This is a genomic window from Nostoc cycadae WK-1, from assembly GCF_002897135.1.
GTDB lineage: Bacteria > Cyanobacteriota > Cyanobacteriia > Cyanobacteriales > Nostocaceae > Nostoc_B.
On record NZ_DF978427.1, the window covers coordinates 253,605 to 272,893 of the forward strand.

20 protein-coding genes are annotated in these 19,289 nt (G+C 40.3%); 9 read left to right on the forward strand and 11 right to left on the reverse strand.

Going from position 1 to position 19,289, the window contains the following annotated elements:
• The 4 genes from NCWK1_RS12210 to NCWK1_RS12225 all read right to left on the reverse strand — a co-directional run.
• Nucleotides 1-356, reverse strand: a 356-nt coding sequence (locus NCWK1_RS12210; RefSeq protein ID WP_103124904.1) for a four helix bundle protein, incomplete at its 3' end; no start/stop codon positions are given.
• Between the two features lie 137 nt (nt 357-493).
• Nucleotides 494-1,666, reverse strand: coding sequence for a formylglycine-generating enzyme family protein (locus NCWK1_RS12215; RefSeq protein ID WP_340641199.1), 1,173 nt, complete (start codon nt 1,664-1,666; stop codon nt 494-496).
• Entirely contained in the window at nt 1,608-2,501 is an 894-nt protein-coding gene (locus NCWK1_RS12220) for a caspase family protein (RefSeq protein WP_245894887.1), read from the reverse strand. The genes NCWK1_RS12215 and NCWK1_RS12220 overlap by 59 nt, the downstream gene beginning before the upstream one ends.
• Entirely contained in the window at nt 2,502-2,879 is a 378-nt protein-coding gene (locus NCWK1_RS12225; protein WP_103124906.1) for a Pepco domain-containing protein, read from the reverse strand.
• Nucleotides 2,880-3,275: 396 nt separating this feature from the next.
• On the opposite strand from NCWK1_RS12225, the gene rsmA reads away from it, so the two are divergent.
• The 3 genes from rsmA to NCWK1_RS12240 are packed head-to-tail and all read left to right on the forward strand — an operon-like array spanning nt 3,276 to nt 5,457.
• Complete coding sequence (rsmA, locus tag NCWK1_RS12230; protein ID WP_103124907.1) at nt 3,276-4,103, forward strand: 16S rRNA (adenine(1518)-N(6)/adenine(1519)-N(6))-dimethyltransferase RsmA; 828 nt, start codon at nt 3,276-3,278, stop codon at nt 4,101-4,103.
• 59 nt (nt 4,104-4,162) lie between these two features.
• Complete coding sequence (ispE, locus tag NCWK1_RS12235; protein WP_103124908.1) at nt 4,163-5,110, forward strand: 4-(cytidine 5'-diphospho)-2-C-methyl-D-erythritol kinase; 948 nt, start codon at nt 4,163-4,165, stop codon at nt 5,108-5,110.
• 29 nt (nt 5,111-5,139) lie between these two features.
• Nucleotides 5,140-5,457, forward strand: a complete 318-nt coding sequence (locus NCWK1_RS12240) for a DUF3082 domain-containing protein (RefSeq protein ID WP_103124909.1) — start codon at nt 5,140-5,142, stop codon at nt 5,455-5,457.
• Between the two features lie 17 nt (nt 5,458-5,474).
• Here NCWK1_RS12240 and NCWK1_RS12245 read toward each other — a convergent pair whose 3' ends face one another.
• From NCWK1_RS12245 to NCWK1_RS29535, 3 genes are all read right to left on the reverse strand, one after another.
• Nucleotides 5,475-6,326, reverse strand: coding sequence for a response regulator transcription factor (locus NCWK1_RS12245; RefSeq protein ID WP_103124969.1), 852 nt, complete (start codon nt 6,324-6,326; stop codon nt 5,475-5,477).
• Nucleotides 6,327-6,376: 50 nt separating this feature from the next.
• A complete protein-coding gene (locus NCWK1_RS12250; protein WP_245894888.1) occupies nt 6,377-7,531 on the reverse strand; it encodes a PAS domain-containing sensor histidine kinase in 1,155 nt (384 codons plus the stop codon).
• A gap of 1,471 nt (nt 7,532-9,002) precedes the next feature.
• Nucleotides 9,003-9,167 (reverse strand): hypothetical protein, encoded by a 165-nt coding sequence (locus tag NCWK1_RS29535; protein WP_187308132.1) that lies wholly within the window; start codon nt 9,165-9,167, stop codon nt 9,003-9,005.
• 289 nt (nt 9,168-9,456) lie between these two features.
• Here NCWK1_RS29535 and NCWK1_RS12255 point away from each other — a divergent pair, with 289 nt between their 5' ends.
• The 3 genes from NCWK1_RS12255 (at nt 9,457) to NCWK1_RS12265 (ending at nt 11,840) form a co-directional block, all read left to right on the forward strand.
• The gene (locus tag NCWK1_RS12255; RefSeq protein ID WP_096578288.1) at nt 9,457-9,732 is read left to right on the forward strand and encodes a HetP family heterocyst commitment protein; all 276 of its coding nucleotides are present in this window, start codon (nt 9,457-9,459) and stop codon (nt 9,730-9,732) included.
• A 314-nt stretch (nt 9,733-10,046) separates the two neighbouring features.
• Nucleotides 10,047-10,904, forward strand: coding sequence for an indole-3-glycerol phosphate synthase TrpC (gene trpC, locus NCWK1_RS12260; RefSeq protein WP_096578290.1), 858 nt, complete (start codon nt 10,047-10,049; stop codon nt 10,902-10,904).
• Between the two features lie 237 nt (nt 10,905-11,141).
• A complete protein-coding gene (locus NCWK1_RS12265; RefSeq protein ID WP_103124910.1) occupies nt 11,142-11,840 on the forward strand; it encodes an HAD family hydrolase in 699 nt (232 codons plus the stop codon).
• Nucleotides 11,841-11,911: 71 nt separating this feature from the next.
• Here the strand turns inward: NCWK1_RS12265 and NCWK1_RS12270 are convergent, their stop codons facing one another.
• Nucleotides 11,912-12,538, reverse strand: a complete 627-nt coding sequence (locus tag NCWK1_RS12270) for a CPP1-like family protein (protein ID WP_096578294.1) — start codon at nt 12,536-12,538, stop codon at nt 11,912-11,914.
• A 562-nt stretch (nt 12,539-13,100) separates the two neighbouring features.
• On the opposite strand from NCWK1_RS12270, the gene NCWK1_RS12275 reads away from it, so the two are divergent.
• Nucleotides 13,101-13,820: a response regulator transcription factor gene (locus tag NCWK1_RS12275; protein WP_015115342.1), complete on the forward strand. Its 720-nt coding sequence runs from the start codon at nt 13,101-13,103 to the stop codon at nt 13,818-13,820.
• A gap of 261 nt (nt 13,821-14,081) precedes the next feature.
• Here NCWK1_RS12275 and NCWK1_RS12280 read toward each other — a convergent pair whose 3' ends face one another.
• The 3 genes from NCWK1_RS12280 to NCWK1_RS12290 all read right to left on the reverse strand — a co-directional run bounded on the left by NCWK1_RS12280 (nt 14,082) and on the right by NCWK1_RS12290 (nt 15,687).
• Nucleotides 14,082-14,279 (reverse strand): DUF2811 domain-containing protein, encoded by a 198-nt coding sequence (locus NCWK1_RS12280; RefSeq protein WP_015115341.1) that lies wholly within the window; start codon nt 14,277-14,279, stop codon nt 14,082-14,084.
• Between the two features lie 465 nt (nt 14,280-14,744).
• A complete protein-coding gene (gene hisIE, locus NCWK1_RS12285) occupies nt 14,745-15,395 on the reverse strand; it encodes a bifunctional phosphoribosyl-AMP cyclohydrolase/phosphoribosyl-ATP diphosphatase HisIE (protein ID WP_103124911.1) in 651 nt (216 codons plus the stop codon).
• A 97-nt stretch (nt 15,396-15,492) separates the two neighbouring features.
• Nucleotides 15,493-15,687: a ChaB family protein gene (locus tag NCWK1_RS12290; RefSeq protein WP_096578298.1), complete on the reverse strand. Its 195-nt coding sequence runs from the start codon at nt 15,685-15,687 to the stop codon at nt 15,493-15,495.
• Between the two features lie 109 nt (nt 15,688-15,796).
• Between NCWK1_RS12290 and hemL the strand changes: the two genes are divergently transcribed.
• On the forward strand, nt 15,797-17,095 hold the full coding sequence (gene hemL, locus NCWK1_RS12295) for a glutamate-1-semialdehyde 2,1-aminomutase (protein WP_103124912.1): 1,299 nt from the start codon (nt 15,797-15,799) through the stop codon (nt 17,093-17,095).
• A gap of 462 nt (nt 17,096-17,557) precedes the next feature.
• Nucleotides 17,558-19,177: a serine/threonine-protein kinase gene (locus NCWK1_RS12300; RefSeq protein WP_103124913.1), complete on the forward strand. Its 1,620-nt coding sequence runs from the start codon at nt 17,558-17,560 to the stop codon at nt 19,175-19,177.
• The last annotated feature ends 112 nt before the right edge of the window (nt 19,178-19,289 follow it).

Consider the following 19,289-nt stretch of genomic DNA (forward strand, 5'->3'; position numbering starts at 1 on the left):
CTAGCAAACTTTGCTCTTCTAGTTTTTTTGAGGATTGAAAATAGCATTTTTCCTATTTCGGCTGCGTATGTGTAGATACTGTTAAAGGCTTTTTCTTCTATATATTCTGTGTCTTTCAACAGAGAAAGCCAATATTTAGTTTCCAGACATTCTTTATATGCAATGGATATTTTGGCGGAAAAATCTGCTGCTGAAATTCCTCCATTGGCTTCAGCAATGTTAGCACCTATTGATGTACCACTTCTGATTAGTTGCTTCGATAAAATAAACTCTTTTTTGTCTTGAGTCAGATATTTATATGCTTTGACTATTCGGATAGCAAACTTATATGCTTTTTCATATACCAAGCTGTTCATGTCAGTTAACAGTTAACAGTAGACAGTTATCAGTTTATTAATAAAAGACCTTAAAAGCTTCCGAGTTTATCCTTAGCTCTACCTCATAAACTCTAACTAATACTTTGATAACTGTTCACTCATAACTGATAACTGTTTTACGCCCCCGCCACCACACGAAAACCCACATAGTTGAATCGATTCTCGCGCGCGAAGTCGCGACAGCTGGCAGAACGTAAATTCCTGGCATCGGTGATCCAACTACCGCCACGCAACAGTTTTATGTTATTATCTTTACTATTTAACCACGCACTTCTATCTTCCGGTGCGCCTTGGTAATTTTTGTTATATACATCTTGACACCATTCGTATACATTACCACACATATCACACAAACCAAAAGGGTTTGCCGGAAATATTCCGACATTTGTTGTTTCCCCTAGACCTTTACCTTTGGGTGCAGCGCCGTAGGGATAATCGCCGTTGTAGTTAACTAATTCTGGGGTGATGGTTTCCCCAAAATAAAACGGCGTTTCTGTACCCGCACGACAAGCATATTCCCATTCCGCCTCACTGGGTAGTTTATATTTACGTCCTGTTTTTTCACTCAATTTTTTACAAAACTCTACCGCATCATCCCAACTCACTTGTTCTACAGGTTGGTTCTCACCTTTGAAATGGGAAGGATTTTTCTCCATAATTGCTTGATACTGCGCCTGCGTGACTTCATATTTCCCCATAAAGAAGCCAGAAACTTTTACCTGACGCTGGGGACTTTCATCTGAACCTCGGTCTTTTTCGGTTGGTGGTGAACCCATCATAAAGGTTCCCCCTGGTATCTGCACCATTTCCAAGGTGACACCATTTCCCAAGTCTTCGACAAACTGTTTTCCTTGCAATTTAGGGCGACTGATAACATTTCCTTTTGCATCTACTTTTGCAGTTTGAAATGGAAAGGTTTTCATTTTGCTTGTACTAGTCTTTCCTGAATAGAACTCCCAATGTTCGGATAATGATGAAATTGATGAAATTACAGTACCAAAACCAGCAACCGCCGTGACTACAACGCCAACAGTTTGAATCACCTTTCGCCGTGACAGGTTAATTACTGGTGACGGTGAATAAGTTGTTGAAGATTTTGGCGTGATAGGTTTTGGATTTGAAGGAGTATTACGAGGAAGTGGTGAGGTTGACTTTGGCTGCGGTGTATTTGTCGCTGACTTAGGTGAAACTGGTTGTTGAGATATATCAGGAGTTGAGTTACGTAACCGTTCAATTCTTTGCAACGCCCTCACCGCTTCCATATCTGCACCAGAAGCCGCAGCTAACACCCTTTATCCATAATTGTTCAGCTAAATCTAAATTTCCTTCATCTTTGGCGCGATAAGCATCATTTTTCAAAGTCGCAATATCCGCCAAGGTTGCATATCGCGGTACAAGTATCAGGTGAGATTTATTTACAGGTTCAGCAATAATATATGGTGTTTGCCGCGCATTTTTATGCTGACGCACAATTTCCGGCACACGAAAATTGAGATACTGATTTAACCTTTCAACGGTGGCGCATTGTCCGCGAACTCCCAACCCTTCTAATAACGCCGTAGTAAATGCACCTTGTTGCAGTGCTTCAATTTCATAAGAATATTCCTGGGGACTACAAGAAAATATACTAATCACGCCTTTTTGTCGCGCTTCCTCTTCTGTCTGTCTCCCAATACCTTCACCACTTTTTTGACCGTGGTTGCGACAAGCATCTAAAATCAACACAACGTTATCTGCACCACAACGCCGCAACCGTTCGGTGACAAAGTTAATGGGTATCGCTGTTTCTTCAATATCTGCGGGGTTCCCATCCAAAGGCATGAGATAATCGCGTTCAGCATGGCGCATCCCATGTCCACTAAAAAAGAACCAGAAGTTATCACCCGCACCCATGAAGGGTTGATTAAATAACTCTAAAAATACGCGCCGCAAATTTGCGCGGGTGGGACGAGTCGATTTTCCACCAATATCAGGAGAGTCATCGGTAAAGAAAAAAATCCTCTCAAACCCCGCCTCGGTGCGAAGAAACTGCTGGATTAATTCTGCATCCCGCTTGGCATAATTTAGCTGTTGCAGATAATCATACCTGTTGATACCGACTGCGATCGCCCAATTTTTCGCCATCTACTTTGGTTCTTGTCGCTTGAATGTCAGCTTTATCGCGCCTTTCCCACTAGCTTTTGCACCACTTCCAATTAACTTGACTTCCCCTTCACCGCTAATTTCCACCGATAATTCAATTTCTTCTAGCTGCATTTTAGAATTTGCTTGCTGTTCTGCACGGCTAAACAAGCGTCCTACTACTTGCAGAAAGTTTCCCATGTTTTGCTCTAATATTTGAGCGTTAACTTTCACGGCATCGTCTTTAGTGCTAGTAGATTCCTTTACCGTTTCGTCTTTCCAACTGCGTGTATTACTTCCGCCTTTTGCACCGTCAGGAATTGAAATTTGTGGAACGTCATCGGTAACAATCCAAATGCTGTCTTGAGATGTGTCTGGCATATTAAACTCAGTGTTTATTTAGCATTTTTGCATAAATATTTTGTATCACGCAGAGGCGCAAAGATGCAAAGAAATCTCTTATGTAATAGTCAATAGCTGATGAAGCAAAGTTGATTAATATATACACATTTCCAGTAATTTAGCTGCCTGAATGGATTACAATTTGAAGGTTCAGAGGCACAGGTTAATTAGCGATCGCCTAAATTTCCTTGATTCATTTCCTCATACACAATGCTTTTATCTCTTTCAAAAAATGCGTTATATCTACCATATTTACAACCATTAGTCAAATAAAAAGCTAGTTTTTATAATAAAATTTTACTTTTAAAAGTAAGCAAAAAGTAAGAAATGGATTTTTTGAGAAATCCTGAAAACGTTATATAGCAAGAAAAATAAATGGTACGACCGCGCAAGGTATTTGCTCAACATTGGCTCAAAAGTGACAAGGCACTCAACGCAATTGTGCAGGCGGCAGAGTGTAGTACAAATGACCGCATCCTGGAAATTGGGCCAGGTACAGGCATTCTAACTCGACGTTTATTACCTTTAATACAGGCTTTGGTAGCAGTCGAAATCGATAGAGATTTATGTAAGTTATTAGTCAAAGAATTAGGAAATAAAGAAAACTTTTTATTATTACAAGGTGATTTTCTAGAGTTAAATTTAGAAACAAATTTAGTAGCATTTCCTCAATTTCAAAATGCAAATAAAGTAGTGGCGAACATTCCCTACAATATCACCGGTCCCATCATCGAGAAACTATTAGGAACCATCGCCAATCCTAACCCCAAACCATTTGATTCCATAGTGCTATTAATTCAGAAAGAAGTAGCAGAAAGATTGTATGCTAAAGCCGGGTCAAAAACTTTTGGAGCTTTATCAGTAAGAGTGCAGTATTTAGCAGAATGTGAGTTAATTTGTCCAGTTCCCGCAAGTGCATTTTACCCACCACCAAAAGTAGACTCAGCAGTAGTGAGGTTGCGTCCGCGTCGATTGGAAATTCTTGCCAACGACCCACGCAGATTAGAGAATCTGATAAAGTTAGGATTTGGGTCAAAGCGCAAAATGTTGCGGAATAATTTGCAATCTGTAATTGACCGCGATCGCCTGACTCATTTACTGGAACAATTAGAAATAAATCCCCAAGCTAGAGCTGAAGACATCAGCACTCAGCAATGGGTAACTCTCGCTAATGAAGTGGGAAGCATGAAGTCTGAAGTATGAAGTATTCATTTCAGACTTCACACTTCAGACTTCACACTTAATCCTTAATGTTTTTGAACATGCGTTCCTACAGTTTAATTGCTCCTGCCAAAATAAATTTGTATTTAGAAATCATCGGCGATCGCCCAGACGGTTATCATGAATTAGTCATGATTTTGCAAAGCATCGACCTCGCCGACAAAATTTCTGTCCGCGCCATCAGTGACGAAACTATTCGCGTTCACTGTAACCATCCCCAAGTCCCCACAGATAAAACTAATCTGGTATATCGCGCCGCCGAACTGATGGCGACACAATTTCCCGAAGCTTGGGCTAAACATGGTGGAGTGGAAATTACATTAGAGAAAAACATCCCCGTCGCGGCTGGGTTGGCGGGAGGTTCAACAAACGCCGCAGCAGTTTTGGTAGGAATAGATTTACTCTGGAACTTGGGACTTACCCAAACAGAAATCGAAGAATTGGGCGCTACCCTAGGTTCAGATATACCATTTTGTGTCGCAGGTGGGACAGCGATCGCCACAGGTAGAGGTGAACAACTTGCGCCACTGCCAAATTTAGATCATATATATATAGTATTAGCCAAATATCGCAGTCTAGAAATTTCTACACCTTGGGCATACAAAACCTATCGTCAAGAATTTGGTCATACCTATATTAAAACTACCGAAGATTTAGCAGCACGCGCCGCCGCAGTTCATTCTGGTGGAATAGTCAAAGCCATTGTGCATAAAGATGCAGCCGAAATTGCCCAAAAACTGCACAATGACTTAGAGCGTGTTGTTTTACCTGCTCATCCCCAAGTTATGCAACTACGCGAACTTTTTGCAACTCAACCGGGAGTTTTAGGAACAATGATGTCTGGTTCCGGGCCGAGTGTCTTTGCAATTATTGAGTCTGAACCACAAGCCCAAGCCGTGAAACAATACATTAGAGAAGCAATACCCAATGAAGATTTAGAATTGTTCGTGACTCGCACCATTACCCACGGCATTCAGATAGCATCTTAAGAAGGGAACAGGGAACAGGGAACAGTTTTATGAGTGAAAACATTACACCACAAGAAACAGCAACCCAGGCGCAAGCATCACCACTACGCTGCATTACAGGTGCCATAATTTCCAGTGGAATGGCTTATGCTTTATATTCGCTGATGATTGCGATCGCAACTTCCTTTGCCAGCAAACCCGTCCATTCTACTAATGAACTAGTCATCAAAATTACCTCTGCGGTACGTACCTTAGTAGTTGGTATAGTTGCTTTAGGCAGTGGGATATTTGGGATAGTAGCGCTCGGATTAATAGCTTTGGGTGTGCAACTATTAATCCAGCAGTTGTCTCAGCCAAAGAATAATTAAAATTATTGCTGGCCTGTTTATGTTTGAACAACAGGTAAGCACTTTTCCAACTGAGTGCAAGTATTAAAAAACTCCTGCTTTTTTCGCCAATGTTTGGGAGGTATGCCATGATGCTGTCGAAACTGGCGAGAAAAGTGACAAGCATTTTGATAACCTAAAGCCAGAGCAATTTGCTCAACGGTTTGGTTAGTATTCTTCAACAAAGAACGCGCCGCCATCATTCGCCGCTTAACAATCCATCCATTGACAGTTTCTCCTGTGTGTTTCGCAACTCTATTAGTTAAATAAGCCCGGGAATAACCCACCGCCTCAGCAACTTTAGCTAAGGTAATTCCTTGGTGATAATTAGCTTCAATGTAGTCGAAAACTTTTTGGAATTGAGGAACCGAAGGGAAAAATGGCTCAGGAGTGTTCGACACCGCGATATTTGCAGGTATAGATTGCGATATTTGATGTGTTTGAGTAGCATACCAATACCTAAGCAGAGCTTGTTTTTCCAATCGAATATTGATCGCCCTCAACAATTGCTCAACAGTTAAAGGTTTGGTCAGATAATCGTCCGCACCCAACTCCATCCCTTTACGTAAAGCATCCTTAGTATCGCTACCGGTCAGAAAAATAAAAGGAATAATCGCTGTCAGTTGGTCTTGACGCAAAGCATTTAAAACATCGTAACCATCCATATCTGGCATTAAGATATCGCAGATCACCAAATCTGGTAAATGCTCTTGTGTTAGTTGAATACCAATACGACCATTTTCTGCACCGATTGTGTCATAACCTTCAGCTTGTAAACTGTCTAAGAAGAGATTGCGGGTAACAGCATCATCTTCAATGACTAGAATTGTTGGCGACGATGTGTGCATCATTGTTCTACTACTAGGATTTGTGGCAGGTTGAAAAAACTCATTCAAAACTTTTATTTCACTGATGGCAGCATAATAGTAAAAGTTGTGCCTACACCAACTTCACTTTTCATATCAATATGACCACCGTGTAAGTCAACCAGAGTTTTCACAATTGCTAGTCCTAGTCCAGTACCCGGTAGATTCGCAATATTACTACCTCGATAAAATGGTTCAAATAGCCGCGCTTTATCTGCTGTGGGAATACCAATACCTCTATCCGTGACTTGAAAAATCACTGTCTCTTGTTCCCATGAAAGTTGGAAATCCACCACAGCACCTGATGGAGAATACTTGATTGCATTGTCGAGCAAGTTCTTCAGTATTGGCTCCAGCAATTTTTTATCGAAAAAGGCAGTAAAAGAGCAATCTTGACTGACAAAATTAATTCTGTTTTCGCTACTGTAGGTATGGACTTGTGCCACAATCTCATGACAAAACCGCACTACATTCAGTGGTTTAGCCTCAAAGTGGAGTTTAGCCGCTTCTGCTTTAGCAAAAAAAATAATGTCGTCTAGCATTTTGCTGAGTTGTTCTACAGCTATTTGAATGCGATCTAATAATGGTTTAGTTTTTTCCTCTGTCCATTCATAGATGTGTCTTTTGAGTAAGCTATTAGAAAATGAAACTACATTCAGCGGTGTACGTAATTGATGAGAAAGCATAGATAAAAATTGCGCTCTCAATTCACCCAGTTGTTTAGACTGTTCTAAAGCTTGGCTCAGTTCGGAAATATCCCAAATACTCCAAACTCTACCAATCACTTCGTGATTTACCTTCTGCGGTTTAGAGTATTGAGCGAAGACTCTACCATCCTTTAACTCTAGAATGTCGTAGCGATCGCTCTGACAATCACACTTCATTTCCCACATCGAATCCCGAAATAGTTGCGGCTGTTTGAGTTGATTCTCAAAAAAAGCTTGGCATGGAAAACTATGTCTCGATATTGTCAGAGAGTTAGGTATCTGCCACATCTGGACAAATTGTTGATTAAAACTAACAATATCTTCCTCTAAACTAACTGCAATCATGCCATGAGCCGTTGATTCCAAAATAGAACGAAGTAAAGTGACAGATTTTTCTAAACTTGCCTCCTTCTGCTTCCGTTCTACAATTTCTTGCAGTAAATGTTTGTTAACCTGTTTTAATTCCTCAATTAAAGTGTGCATATTTAACTCTACTATTTCATCACTCTTACACCTACAAAAGTAGTTAAATCCCCACAACTCGGATTGTGGCTTTAGCACCGATTTCGAGATGGAAAGAACTAACGTGTAGCCGTTAGTATTCATATCCCGCACTCCTTTTAACTATTTGACACTAAAGCTATATAGCGGAGAATTGGCAACTTTCACAGGCTGAATCCGGCTGTAAATCATTAATGGCAATAGCAAAGGGAAATTAAAAAATAATTTAAATTTCTGATTTATTTAAAAATATTCTACCAATAAAAAGATATCACTTCGATTTTTTACTGAGAAAAAACATTTCTTTTTATAAATTAAGATTTTTATATAGACAAGATAAAGATTACTTCATTCTTATTGCCAATGTATCGCAATTCTCAGAAGAGAATTAGCATATTTCCCTAATCAAAACCTGTATTTTTAATTCATACCATCTAATAAATAATTAGTATTTTCCTAGAGCTAAATAGTATAAATTTATCTAACAATTTTAGATTATTATTGAATATAATAAAAATTCTCTTAGTGTAGTTATCATGGTGTAAACTCGCATATATTTACTTTTATCGCTCATCCACAAAAATATATTTTTGTCAAATATATGTGTATTTTATAGTCTTACTTTTTTCATGTTGCATTGATTTTTTAAATTTTACTCCCTATGGAATCTAACTATAAAATAATAGACTAAATCATCTATCTAAAGATATAAATAATTTGATAATTAAGATAAATCAACAGATAAAATAAGTAAAATAATTGCCTTTACTTCCCTCTGAAGAAATAAAAAAAATTAAGATTTAATGTGTTGTAGAATACATAAAATTCATGAAATGGACAAAAAAACCAAAGTTAGACTGACACATTTATGGTTATCTAGACAGTGTTATGACTCCAAACCAGATTGCATTTGCAGCATTTTTTCCAACAAGCAGAGATATATTTAGTCTTGACAAAATTTAATCAATGGCAAGAGCGAAAAAACAGATAGGTCTAGCAAAACAATGATCATATATCTGCGACCTAATATTCAGTAGTCTTAACAAAGAAGCAGCTTCTGCAACACGGTTTATTGATAGGGGGAGGATATTTCTAAATTCACTCAGCAGATCATAATGCTAGTTGATTTAATCCACCCCTATTTTCAAATTTCATTTGTGCTGTAGTGTCAAACTAGTTTTGTTGAGGTAGCGAGATTAATTGGAAAATCAGGCGATCGCACTATGTTCCCTACAACAGTTTCAAAAAAATGCCGATGATTTGTGATTGACCCACCTACAATACCTTTGGCGATGTTCGTGTATCGCGCACTATCACTAAAGTTAAAATGGACACTGCCTTAGCAGATAGCCTGTTTCACCTGGATTCTCAGCGTAGAAGCTTATTTACCAGCAGCTACGAATATCCAGAACGATATAAAAGATGGGCAATTAACTTGAATTCTCTAATGGAATTAACCATCAGAGAACAAGCTTTCACTTTCTCGGCACAAAGCGATCGCGCCAGACATCACAAGCAGCACCAGCAATCTACCACGCAAATAGGGTTCAACGTCTTCTACCAACACACAACGCTGACCACGAAACAGGTTAGTAGGTGAAATTAGTTGAGGTGGCACTTGACTACTTTAGCCAGGGTGATTTATTTGAAGTAGTTCCGAGTCAAAACTTTTTTCAGGCCTGTGAACAGCCACCCAGTCAGCTATGCCAAACATAAAAACAAATCAATCCCAGCGCTTATGGGTTGACAATATTTGTTTAATTGTGAAAGAAACTATCGATTATATAGCCTTTACTACATCCTATTTATATCCGTGAACTAATAGGCGGATACCCTGAACAGAGTTTTTGGTGTTAGAGACAATCCAAACTATAAAATCTGGAGCTTAAAACCAGAGAGAGGGTTTTATGCATCAACTCGACAATTTACAAAACGCCAAAAAAATTAATACAGAACAAGTTGAACAAATTGTTAAAGCAATTATTGCCGGTAAGTATTCCTGGGCATGTGTTTTAATGCTCCGGTTTTCTGGTTATAACCCTATAGATTACATCCCATATCGCACCTACATTCGCCTCCTAAAAAATAACTACTTACTTGAAGGTGCAAAGCGAAAAGAAGCAAAAGATTCCGAACAAAAATTAGGCGTTTTTGACATCAAATCAAATTGGGTACGCTCTTAAAAACTCCACTTGCTTAACTACCCAGAAGAAATTTAATCATTGGCCAGATGTTTCTGGCTAATTTTCATGTTTTGAAATAGCCTATATAGGCTATTTCAAAACATGTAGCGGGAGCTTTACCCAACAAAGCCTGGATGATTTTGGGTTTCGTTACTCCACTAAAAGTTTTGGTGTAACTGTAACTTTCCTATAAAAATGCCAAAACTTCAGCTTTCCAAGATTAGTGAAAACAACTTTACTCAGCAAGATTTGTTTGGCTGAGGTGAATGCTTCATAGTTTCTGATTTAGTTCATCTGCCAATTTTTTACAACTTATGATTTATCCGATGACTACTGTGAATTCTCATCTCCAACCGATGTTAAGAGAAATTGTGTGGCAGAAAAAGCAAGAAGTAGCACAGATTCAACAACACATGTCTTTAGCTTCTTTGCAACGTCAGTTAACAGCTGCGCCAACTGTACGAGATTTCTTAACAGCTTTACAACAAAGTCCTCATCATCCTAGTCTGATTGCAGAAATTCAAAAAGTTTCTCCAGGTTATGGCATGATTCGTGCAGACTTTGATGCTATTGCGATCGCCAAAGCATATCAACGTGCTGGTGCTGCTTGTATTTCTGTTTTCACTGAAAGAACATTTTTTCAAGGTAGTTTTGAAAGTCTGCGGATAATTCGCCACAAAGTATCAGTACCACTGCTTTGCAAAGAGTTTATTATTGATCCCTGCCAAATTTATTTAGCACGAGCCGCAGGTGCAGATGCAGTTCTACTGATAGCCGCAATTCTTACAGATAGACAACTACAAGATTTTCAACGCATTATTCATTATTTGGGGATGAATGCCTTAATAGAAGTGCATACCCTAGCGGAACTGGATCGAGTATTGCAGCTAGATGATGTTCGTTTGATTGGGATTAACAACCAAAGTTTGGTTGACTTCACCGTGGATATCAGCACAACTCAAAGACTACTAGCAGCCAGGCGATCGCAAATCCAAAACTTAGGTGCGATCGTTGTTAGTGAATCAGGTTTGTATACCAATACGGATTTATCCCTCATGGCTGAAGCCGGTACTAACGCCGTTTTAATCGGAGAATCTTTAATCAAAGAAACAGATATAGAACAAGCTGTACGCCGTTTGCTGAATATTGATTCTTCAACGTTCAAAGAGTAGTAGCATGATCGGACTAATTTAGTGTATGGGCAGCTTCAACAAAAAATCTCAGACACGCAACTTTAGTTCTGAATCATCCTTTCTACCCCTCTAAATTAGTCTTACCCATCAAGAAGTTGGGTTTTGCATTGCTTAACCCAACAATTTAAAATAAATATTTATATAAATATATTGATTGATGACTATTGATACACAAGTAAGTTACTCTTAAGAAAAATTAACATTTAAATTCCGCCGATGCTAAGACTATTTACCGACTTCGACGGCCCCATTGTTGATGTTTCTGAACGGTACTATCGCGTTTATCAATATTGTTTAGAAAAAACTAAACGTCCAGGACAAGCGGTTCGCCAACTAAAAAAAGCTGAATTTTGGCAACAGAAGCGATCGCGCATTCCCGAAATCCAAATTGCTTTAAATTCCGGACTGGATGAGGTGCAAGCACAAGAATTTTCTCAACTGCGGCGGAAAACAGTACATACACAACCTTATTTTGAATATGACACCCTAGTACCAGGTGCAGTAGATGCACTGTTCAAAATTCAAGCAGCTGGAATTGATTTAGCAGTCATGACAATGCGAAGAGTCTGGGAATTAGACTTCGCCTTCCAGAAATTTGATTTAGAGAGATTTTTCCCGGAAAATCGCTGTTATTGCCTAAGTAACGATTATGTGAAGACTCGTGACATCGAAGATAAGCCAATGTTAATGGCAAAAGCATTAAAAGAACTATCTCCCGCTGCTGATACATGGATGGTAGGAGATACAGAAGCTGATATCACTGCTGCTAAAAAACATAATATTCAAGTTATGGCAGTCGAGTCTGGTATCCGCGATCGCACTCAACTAGAACTGTACCACCCCGACTTAATTGTTCCCGATTTAAGTTCAGCAGTGGCTCTCATCTTAGAGAATAGAACTCTAGCTCTCAGATAGTGCCTCTTGTGCAAAAAATGGGTAACAGCATAAATCATCTGCTACCCATAAAGAATTTCAAGCTTTATACCTTACCGCAAAAAACTACTAATCAACCACAATAATATAAATGTGAACACTGTAGAAAATTGCTCAGTACTCAGCCTACCTAAATTGAATTGTGGTAAAAGCCAGCTTGCAACTAATCCGCCAATAATCAAGCCTAGTATCAGACCAATCAGCGTTAACAAAACGGCTCTACCAAACTTACCTTCTTTACGATTGAGAAAGTAAACACTAATACCTACCCCAACCACTAACACCAACTGTAAAACTTGATCACCCGTGGCAGGATAAAAAATACCGATAGCACTCAAACCCAAATACCAAGCACCTGGTAACAGTACATCTGCCGTTGTTGGCTGATCTAATATTCTTTGTAGCCATGCAGGTGACTGTTCACGAGGAGTGGAAACTTCTTTAGGAGGAAATTGCACTCGTAGTTCTGGAAACCGGATTCGCTCAGGTACTTTGATTTTGCCTTCCTGACGCATCCGTAACCGATCCATTAAAATTGCGTCATAAGAAGCTTCAATTAGTTCCAGACTCTTAGCATCGCCACTGTGTTGCTCCAATAGGCGATTGCGAGCATCCTGAATTTCATCAAAGCTTGCATCTTCGGACACCCCAAGTTTGTCGTAGGGATTTTGATCGCTCATGGGAGTTTACACTTCAACCTTAGTCAGCGGCGGTATTTTGCTTTTTGGAAAACAACTTTAGGTTTTGCCTAGATTTAAACAAATGTTGCCAGCAACTTAATATGCTCTACCAGGAATAGTAGCACGGGTAAGTTAAACTGACCCAGGAAATTTAACTATAGCAACTTTAACATATTGCTAGAACTCCGTGTATCCCCTCATGTCGTTGACCAGTGAGGGCTTTACTCTAGAATTTGAACTAAGACTTCTTAAAACTTATTTTTTTATGAAAAAATTAATTTTTATGTTTCAAATTTGGCAATTTACCGTGCCTTGAGGCAATTTAGATGAACTAGCTTCACAATCACTAGTGGTATCCACAAGCATATCGATATTAAAATTGAAAAGCTTTAAATTACCACGTAATTGGGAGTAGGAAATTTTCCTAAGTTACAGAACTGCTATAACTAGCGATTACAGTACCAGCATCTCAAGTGCGGGTAACACTAGCAAATGTTGTGTAACAATCCCAAATACGCAATTCTCCTGTTAATCTTACGAATTTTTGTGCAAAGTGATGGTCATGGCTCCTGCCAAGATTCTTGTAGTTGATGACGACCCTGCGGTTCGCAACTTAATCCAACGCTTTTTGATTAAGCAGAACTATCAGGTGGAGGCGGCTGAGGATGGTAAAACAGCCTTAGCGCTATTCGAGCAATTTAACCCTGACTTGGTAATTTTAGATGTAAATTTACCAGACGTTATCGGGTTCAACCTCTGCCAAGAGATGCAAAGTCGTAATGGTGTGTTTGTTCTCATGCTCACTAGCCGTGCGGATGAAGCTGACAAGATTCGCGGCTTTGCTAAAGGTGCTGATGACTATCTCACCAAGCCATTTGGTTTAGGAGAGTTAGAAGTCAGAGTTGCTGCTATTTTGCGGCGACAACGGGTTGTGACAACGGCAGAACAAAAACGCCTAGTATTTGAAAAACTGATGATCGATCCCGTCCGTCGGGAAGTGACATTGAACAACCTACCAGTACCCCTAACAGCCTTAGAATTTGACCTGTTACATTTTTTAGCCAGCCATCCTGGGCGGGTTTGGCGACGAGCCGAACTAATTCAAGAGGTTTGGGACTATGAATATGTTGGCGACCAACGGGTTGTAGATGTACATATCGGTCAAATTCGTAAGAAAATTGAAGTTGATGCCAGCCAACCAGCATTAATTCAGACGGTACGTGGCGTAGGTTATAAGTTTGAATGTCCTACTCATTCTCCGCAATTGGAAACCAACCCTTGAATTAATTGTTTCATAATTAATACTAAGTCAGGGCGAACAAATGTTCGCCCTGACTATTATGTATTCTGTTTTTGCCTAAGTCCTGATTGGTATAGCCGTAGTCACATAGATGAGGACAGTATTGATTGCTCAAAGCCTTGAGATTACTGGTTTTCTCCTCAGCACTTTGCTATATAGCGATCGCCAAGATAGTTAAGATATCAGGAAATTTAAACAACCGCACAAGATTTTAAATTCTGTCCCCTATCCCCTACTACATAACTAGCAGTTATGGAATAAAGTTTCTAAATAAACACGAGCAGCACGGCGATCGCTATCCCCATTTTGCAGTAAAAACAGTGACAATGCTGCTGTCAGCACACGGGTTTGATCCCAATCAGGGTGAGTTTCTAAATAGCTTTTGAGGGATTCATGGAGTGTTTCGGGAATTTCCGTAAAAATGCTCACCGTTGCGTTCATGAGATTTTCCTTCTCTGAGGTCGATCAAGCGAATTTACTGGCACTTTTGAAGCAAAGAATGGAACCTCCAAACATCTCAGGAATGTTTTGAGTTCCCCAGATAACTTGGGCTAGAAAAAAGTGCCAGTCGCATCATTGTGCTTCAAGAGGGGGTAGGTTTGTCAATGCTGCGAAATGTTAAAACCGGTTCTTTAAAAAAGAAATCTTGACGCAATAATCAGACTTAGAGCTAAGTTTTTGTTACATAAATTCACAAAAACTCAGTCACTGAACTAAGCAATAACTGTGAAGTAAAAATCCCCAGTAACATCGCAAGTGCTGATCATCTCGTGGAGTATCTGTGGAAAACTACTAAAATGCCTGTGGAAACCCTGTGGAATCAGTGAGGAAAATTTCAGCGAATGATAAGAATTACAAAAAATGTGAAGTCTGAATAATGACTTTTTTCTCCCACTTCCTGATTCTTCAGCGACGACGTTCTTGTAACTTTCGATATACAGCCTTTAAATCAACTTGATGATGAGCTAAGGCCACCAAGGTGTGATAAAGCAAATCCGCAACTTCACCGGCAATTGCATCTGCTTCATCATCTTTAAAAGCCATGACAACCTCAGCCGATTCCTCACCTATCTTTTTCAAAATCTTATTATCGCCGCCTGCGAATAGCTTGCAGGTATAAGAAGTATCCGTGGGGTTGTCCCGGCGATCGCAGATCACCTGAAACACCTGCGATAATGTATCTGCTGGCGGTGGATTAATTTTGCCATCTACTTGATGAAAACAACTGCGCTCTCCAGTGTGGCAAGCAATATCTCCAATTTGCTCCACCCCAATTAACAAAGCATCACTATCACAGTCATAACGGATGCTTTGAACTTTTTGAATATGACCAGAAGTCCCTCCCTTATGCCATAACTCTTGCCGGGAACGACTCCAAAACCAAGTTTCTCTAGTTTCCAAAGTCTTTTGTAACGACTCCCGATTCATCCACGCCATCATCAACACTGTGCCATCTAAATAGTCCTGCACAATAGCCGCTACCAAACCCCGTTCATCGTAGCGAATTTTTTCAACGGGAATAGCGTGACGCAATGAATCTGATTCGGTAGAAAACATACCAACTTACTTGACTCTAACAACAATGATTAATGGATTCACGATACCATTCTCAATATGACAGCTGGTATGTTTTATAAAAATGAAAATTTATTATTTAGCCTGAAACAACAACATTTCTGTCCATTGCAGACTGCATTTTAACCGCACTTAACGCAACTTGATGAGCTTTTGATGCTTCACCATACCAATGGAGAGCCGAGTTAAAAGCAGCACGGTAAAGCTCCTGGTATGCCTCAGATAACCGATTCCGGATTTCTAAAGGCAAGTCATCATTGGACTTGTACAACATGGTTGTTATTTTCCTGGTTCAGCTATTTCTATAGGATAGAAATTATGCACAGTTTTTAACCCTATCCTAAGATAGAGCTTTTTTTGTTCCTCACTTTTAGGAGACAGCCTTGGTAAACACCACAATTAAAACCACAAAATCACAAGAAATTTTCGCCGCCGCCCAAAACCTCATGCCAGGAGGAGTCAGTTCTCCTGTCAGAGCATTTAAATCTGTAGGTGGACAACCCATAGTTTTTGATCGTGTCAAAGGAGCATACTTCTGGGATGTTGATGGCAACCAATACATAGACTATGTGGGTACTTGGGGGCCAGCAATTTGCGGTCATGCTCATCCAGAAGTTATCTCAGCACTCCATGAAGCTTTAGAAAAAGGCACTAGTTTTGGAGCGCCTTCAGTTCTAGAAAATGTCCTCGCAGAGATGGTCATTGATGCTGTTCCTAGCATCGAAATGGTCAGATTTGTGAACTCTGGGACAGAAGCTTGTATGGCAGTTTTACGGCTGATGCGGGCTTTTACTAATCGTGAGAAAATCATCAAATTTGAAGGTTGCTACCACGGACACGCTGATATGTTCTTGGTAAAAGCTGGTTCAGGTGTGGCGACACTTGGTTTACCAGACTCCCCAGGAGTACCAAAATCAGCAACTAGCAGTACCCTAACGGCTCCTTTCAATGACTTGGAAGCAGTCAAAGCCTTATTTGAAGAAAACCGCGACCAAATTGCTGGTGTAATTCTAGAGCCAGTTGTTGGTAACGCTGGGTTTATTCCTCCTGATGCTGGCTTTTTAGAAGGACTCAGGGAACTCACCCAAGAAAATGGGGCTTTATTAGTATTTGATGAAGTCATGACAGGCTTCCGTATTGCATACGGTGGCGCTCAAGAGAAATTTGGCATTACTCCCGATTTGACAACACTAGGTAAAGTCATTGGTGGTGGTTTGCCAGTAGGAGCCTATGGAGGACGGCGAGAGATTATGTCCATGATTGCTCCCGCAGGCCCTGTGTATCAAGCTGGAACTCTGTCCGGGAATCCTTTGGCAATGACAGCAGGCATTAAAACCCTGGAATTGCTCCAAAAACCTGGAACTTATGAGTATCTTGACCGAATTACTCAAAAGCTATCAAACGGTTTACTGCAAATTGCCCAAGAAACTGGTCATGGAGCTTGCGGTGGTTACATTAGTGCCATGTTTGGCTTATTTTTCACCTCTGGGCCTGTTCATAACTACGAAGATGCTAAAAAGTCAGATACCTCAAAATTTGGACGTTTTCATCGCGGTATGTTAGAACGTGGTGTTTATTTAGCACCTTCTCAGTTTGAAGCTGGGTTTACGTCTTTGGCTCATACTGAAGAAGATATTGAGCAGACTCTAGCTGTTGCACGGGAAGTATTGTCTAATCTGTAAATGCTGAGTGCTGAGTTACCGAAGTTTGCTCAACGGGGGGAACCCCCGCACGCAACTTCTCGCTGAGTGCTGAGGAGCCACTGCGTTGCTTTGGTTCCCAAAGTTGAAGCAAGTGGTGTTGCTAAATACTAACTTGCAAAGCAATTGCAAACATTAGTGCCGTAGGCGCTTTCTCAACTCAGCACTCAGCACTTTCAACTCAGCACTACTTAAGTAACTGTAAAAATACGTAGAATTTTTAGCTGAAAATAACTTATTACACAAATAGCTTGATAACTACTGACGATCGCGCCTCACATCAGCTATCTTGTTGTGATGATCGCTTAGATAAACCAGTCAAACTTTAGGAACTCTTCAAAGGATTTCCAGCATAAATTACCTGCCAAGAGTTGATTTTGGTTTAAATAATTAAACTAGAGCGTAATGCTCCCAGCCATTCTTCGCGCAGCGAGTTGACAGTGCATGAGCTACTGCTTAAATCCAACCTGTCCCAATCCAGAAAATGTAGTGTATAGCCAAAGGTGTCAGTCGTGTGGCTCGCGCCTACTGCTGCGCGATCGCTATCGGGTGAGTAAACCGTTAGGTCAAGGTGGCTTTGGAGCAACCTTCTTAGCTCAGGATGAAGCTTTACCAGGAGAGCCGAGTTGTGTCATCAAGCAATTACGTCCTTCAGGCAATGCACCACACGTTTTGCAAATGGCGCGAGAACTATTTGAGCGAGAAGCTAGAACTCTAGGTAAAATCGGCAACCATCCTCAAGTCCCTAGACTACTCGACTATTTTGAAGAACAGGAACAATTCTATCTAGTCCAAAAATATATTAGCGGTGCAACCTTACAGCAGGAAATCAAAGCTAATGGAGTTTTGAGCGAAGCAGGCGTTAAGCAATTTTTGAGCGAAATTTTACCTTTACTGCAATACATCCACGAGCAGAAGGTAATTCACCGTGATATCAAACCAGCCAACTTAATTCGCCGTAGTCAAGATGCCAGAATGGTCTTGATTGACTTTGGTGCTGTCAAAAACCAAGTTACTCAAGCTGCACCTAATCAATCAGGACAGACCGCCTTAACTGCCTATGCAATTGGTACTCCTGGTTTTGCACCCCCAGAACAAATGGCGATGCGTCCAGTTTACGCGAGTGATATCTACGCTTTAGGAGTCACCTGTATTTATTTACTCACTAGCAAAACTCCTAAAGATTTAGATTACAATCCCACAACAGGTGAAATGATGTGGGAACAGTTGGTGCATGTGAGTGATCACTTGACTGGTGTATTGCGAAAAATGTTAGATGTTTCTGTTCGCAATCGTTACCAATCAGCAGCAGACGTTCTCAGAGCCTTAGAGATGGAGCCTTACTTAGATAGTTTGGCTAAAAGCTTGCTAGTAAAATCTGACACCAATACTAAAGAAAAAACATCGCAACTTGGAGACAACTCTGCTATTTTATGCAGCAATCCTTCTGCTGTAGGAGCTACAGCTACAGGAGTAGCACAGGTAGCAGCAGCCATTCGGGCTAGACGAGCTAAAATTGCCGAGGCCGCTGGTGCAGATGCCGGTGGAATACGACCAGCAGCTATGGGTAAACCAGGAATGTTGCCTAACAGCAATAGCAATAGTGCGAATACTCAACAATCCAAAGCTGGACGTAGATTAGACAGTCAAACTTTATTAACAGCCTATCTCAAGGGAAGAAGAGATTTTGCCTTACATAATTTAAACTTCCTGAATCTCCAAGGTAGTGAATTGTCAGAAACCAATTTCCATTCGGCTCAACTGCAAAGCACTAATCTCCAAGGAGCAAATCTTCACAATAGCGATTTTGGTAGGGCTAGTCTCACTCGCGCCAATCTCAGAGATGCTAATTTAAGCAAAGCTTATTTCAATCATGCTGACTTGGAAGGAGCAGACCTGCGGGGAGCAGATCTTAGTTATGCTCATTTGAGCAATGCTAATCTTCGAGGTGCTAATTTGTGTGGCGCTAATCTAACTGGAGCCAAAATTTTAGATGAGCAACTAGCACTAGCAAAAACTAATTGGATGACAGTACGTCCCAATGGTAAACGTGGCTTACTGTAATTCAATAGTGAAAAATTGCAGATCTTTACTAATTTTAAAAAGTAAGTATTAGACTCTAATAGTTTGGATTAATTAAGAGCAAAATTAAGTAGTAATACTCTCTACTTAATTT

What these genes read in the sequence shown, in the direction of transcription:
- NCWK1_RS12220 (WP_245894887.1), bottom strand. Translation starts at nt 2,501, where the DNA reads ATGGCGAAAAATTGGGCGATCGCAGTCGGTATCAACAGGTATGATTAT.
- NCWK1_RS12225 (WP_103124906.1), bottom strand. Translation starts at nt 2,879, where the DNA reads ATGCCAGACACATCTCAAGACAGCATTTGGATTGTTACCGATGACGTT.
- rsmA (WP_103124907.1), top strand. Translation starts at nt 3,276, where the DNA reads ATGGTACGACCGCGCAAGGTATTTGCTCAACATTGGCTCAAAAGTGAC.
- ispE (WP_103124908.1), top strand. Translation starts at nt 4,163, where the DNA reads ATGCGTTCCTACAGTTTAATTGCTCCTGCCAAAATAAATTTGTATTTA.
- NCWK1_RS12240 (WP_103124909.1), top strand. Translation starts at nt 5,140, where the DNA reads ATGAGTGAAAACATTACACCACAAGAAACAGCAACCCAGGCGCAAGCA.
- NCWK1_RS12245 (WP_103124969.1), bottom strand. Translation starts at nt 6,326, where the DNA reads ATGATGCACACATCGTCGCCAACAATTCTAGTCATTGAAGATGATGCT.
- NCWK1_RS12250 (WP_245894888.1), bottom strand. Translation starts at nt 7,531, where the DNA reads ATGCACACTTTAATTGAGGAATTAAAACAGGTTAACAAACATTTACTG.
- NCWK1_RS12255 (WP_096578288.1), top strand. Translation starts at nt 9,457, where the DNA reads ATGCATCAACTCGACAATTTACAAAACGCCAAAAAAATTAATACAGAA.
- trpC (WP_096578290.1), top strand. Translation starts at nt 10,047, where the DNA reads ATGATTTATCCGATGACTACTGTGAATTCTCATCTCCAACCGATGTTA.
- NCWK1_RS12265 (WP_103124910.1), top strand. Translation starts at nt 11,142, where the DNA reads ATGCTAAGACTATTTACCGACTTCGACGGCCCCATTGTTGATGTTTCT.
- NCWK1_RS12270 (WP_096578294.1), bottom strand. Translation starts at nt 12,538, where the DNA reads ATGAGCGATCAAAATCCCTACGACAAACTTGGGGTGTCCGAAGATGCA.
- NCWK1_RS12275 (WP_015115342.1), top strand. Translation starts at nt 13,101, where the DNA reads ATGGCTCCTGCCAAGATTCTTGTAGTTGATGACGACCCTGCGGTTCGC.
- NCWK1_RS12280 (WP_015115341.1), bottom strand. Translation starts at nt 14,279, where the DNA reads ATGAACGCAACGGTGAGCATTTTTACGGAAATTCCCGAAACACTCCAT.
- hisIE (WP_103124911.1), bottom strand. Translation starts at nt 15,395, where the DNA reads ATGTTTTCTACCGAATCAGATTCATTGCGTCACGCTATTCCCGTTGAA.
- NCWK1_RS12290 (WP_096578298.1), bottom strand. Translation starts at nt 15,687, where the DNA reads ATGTTGTACAAGTCCAATGATGACTTGCCTTTAGAAATCCGGAATCGG.
- NCWK1_RS12300 (WP_103124913.1), top strand. Translation starts at nt 17,558, where the DNA reads ATGAGCTACTGCTTAAATCCAACCTGTCCCAATCCAGAAAATGTAGTG.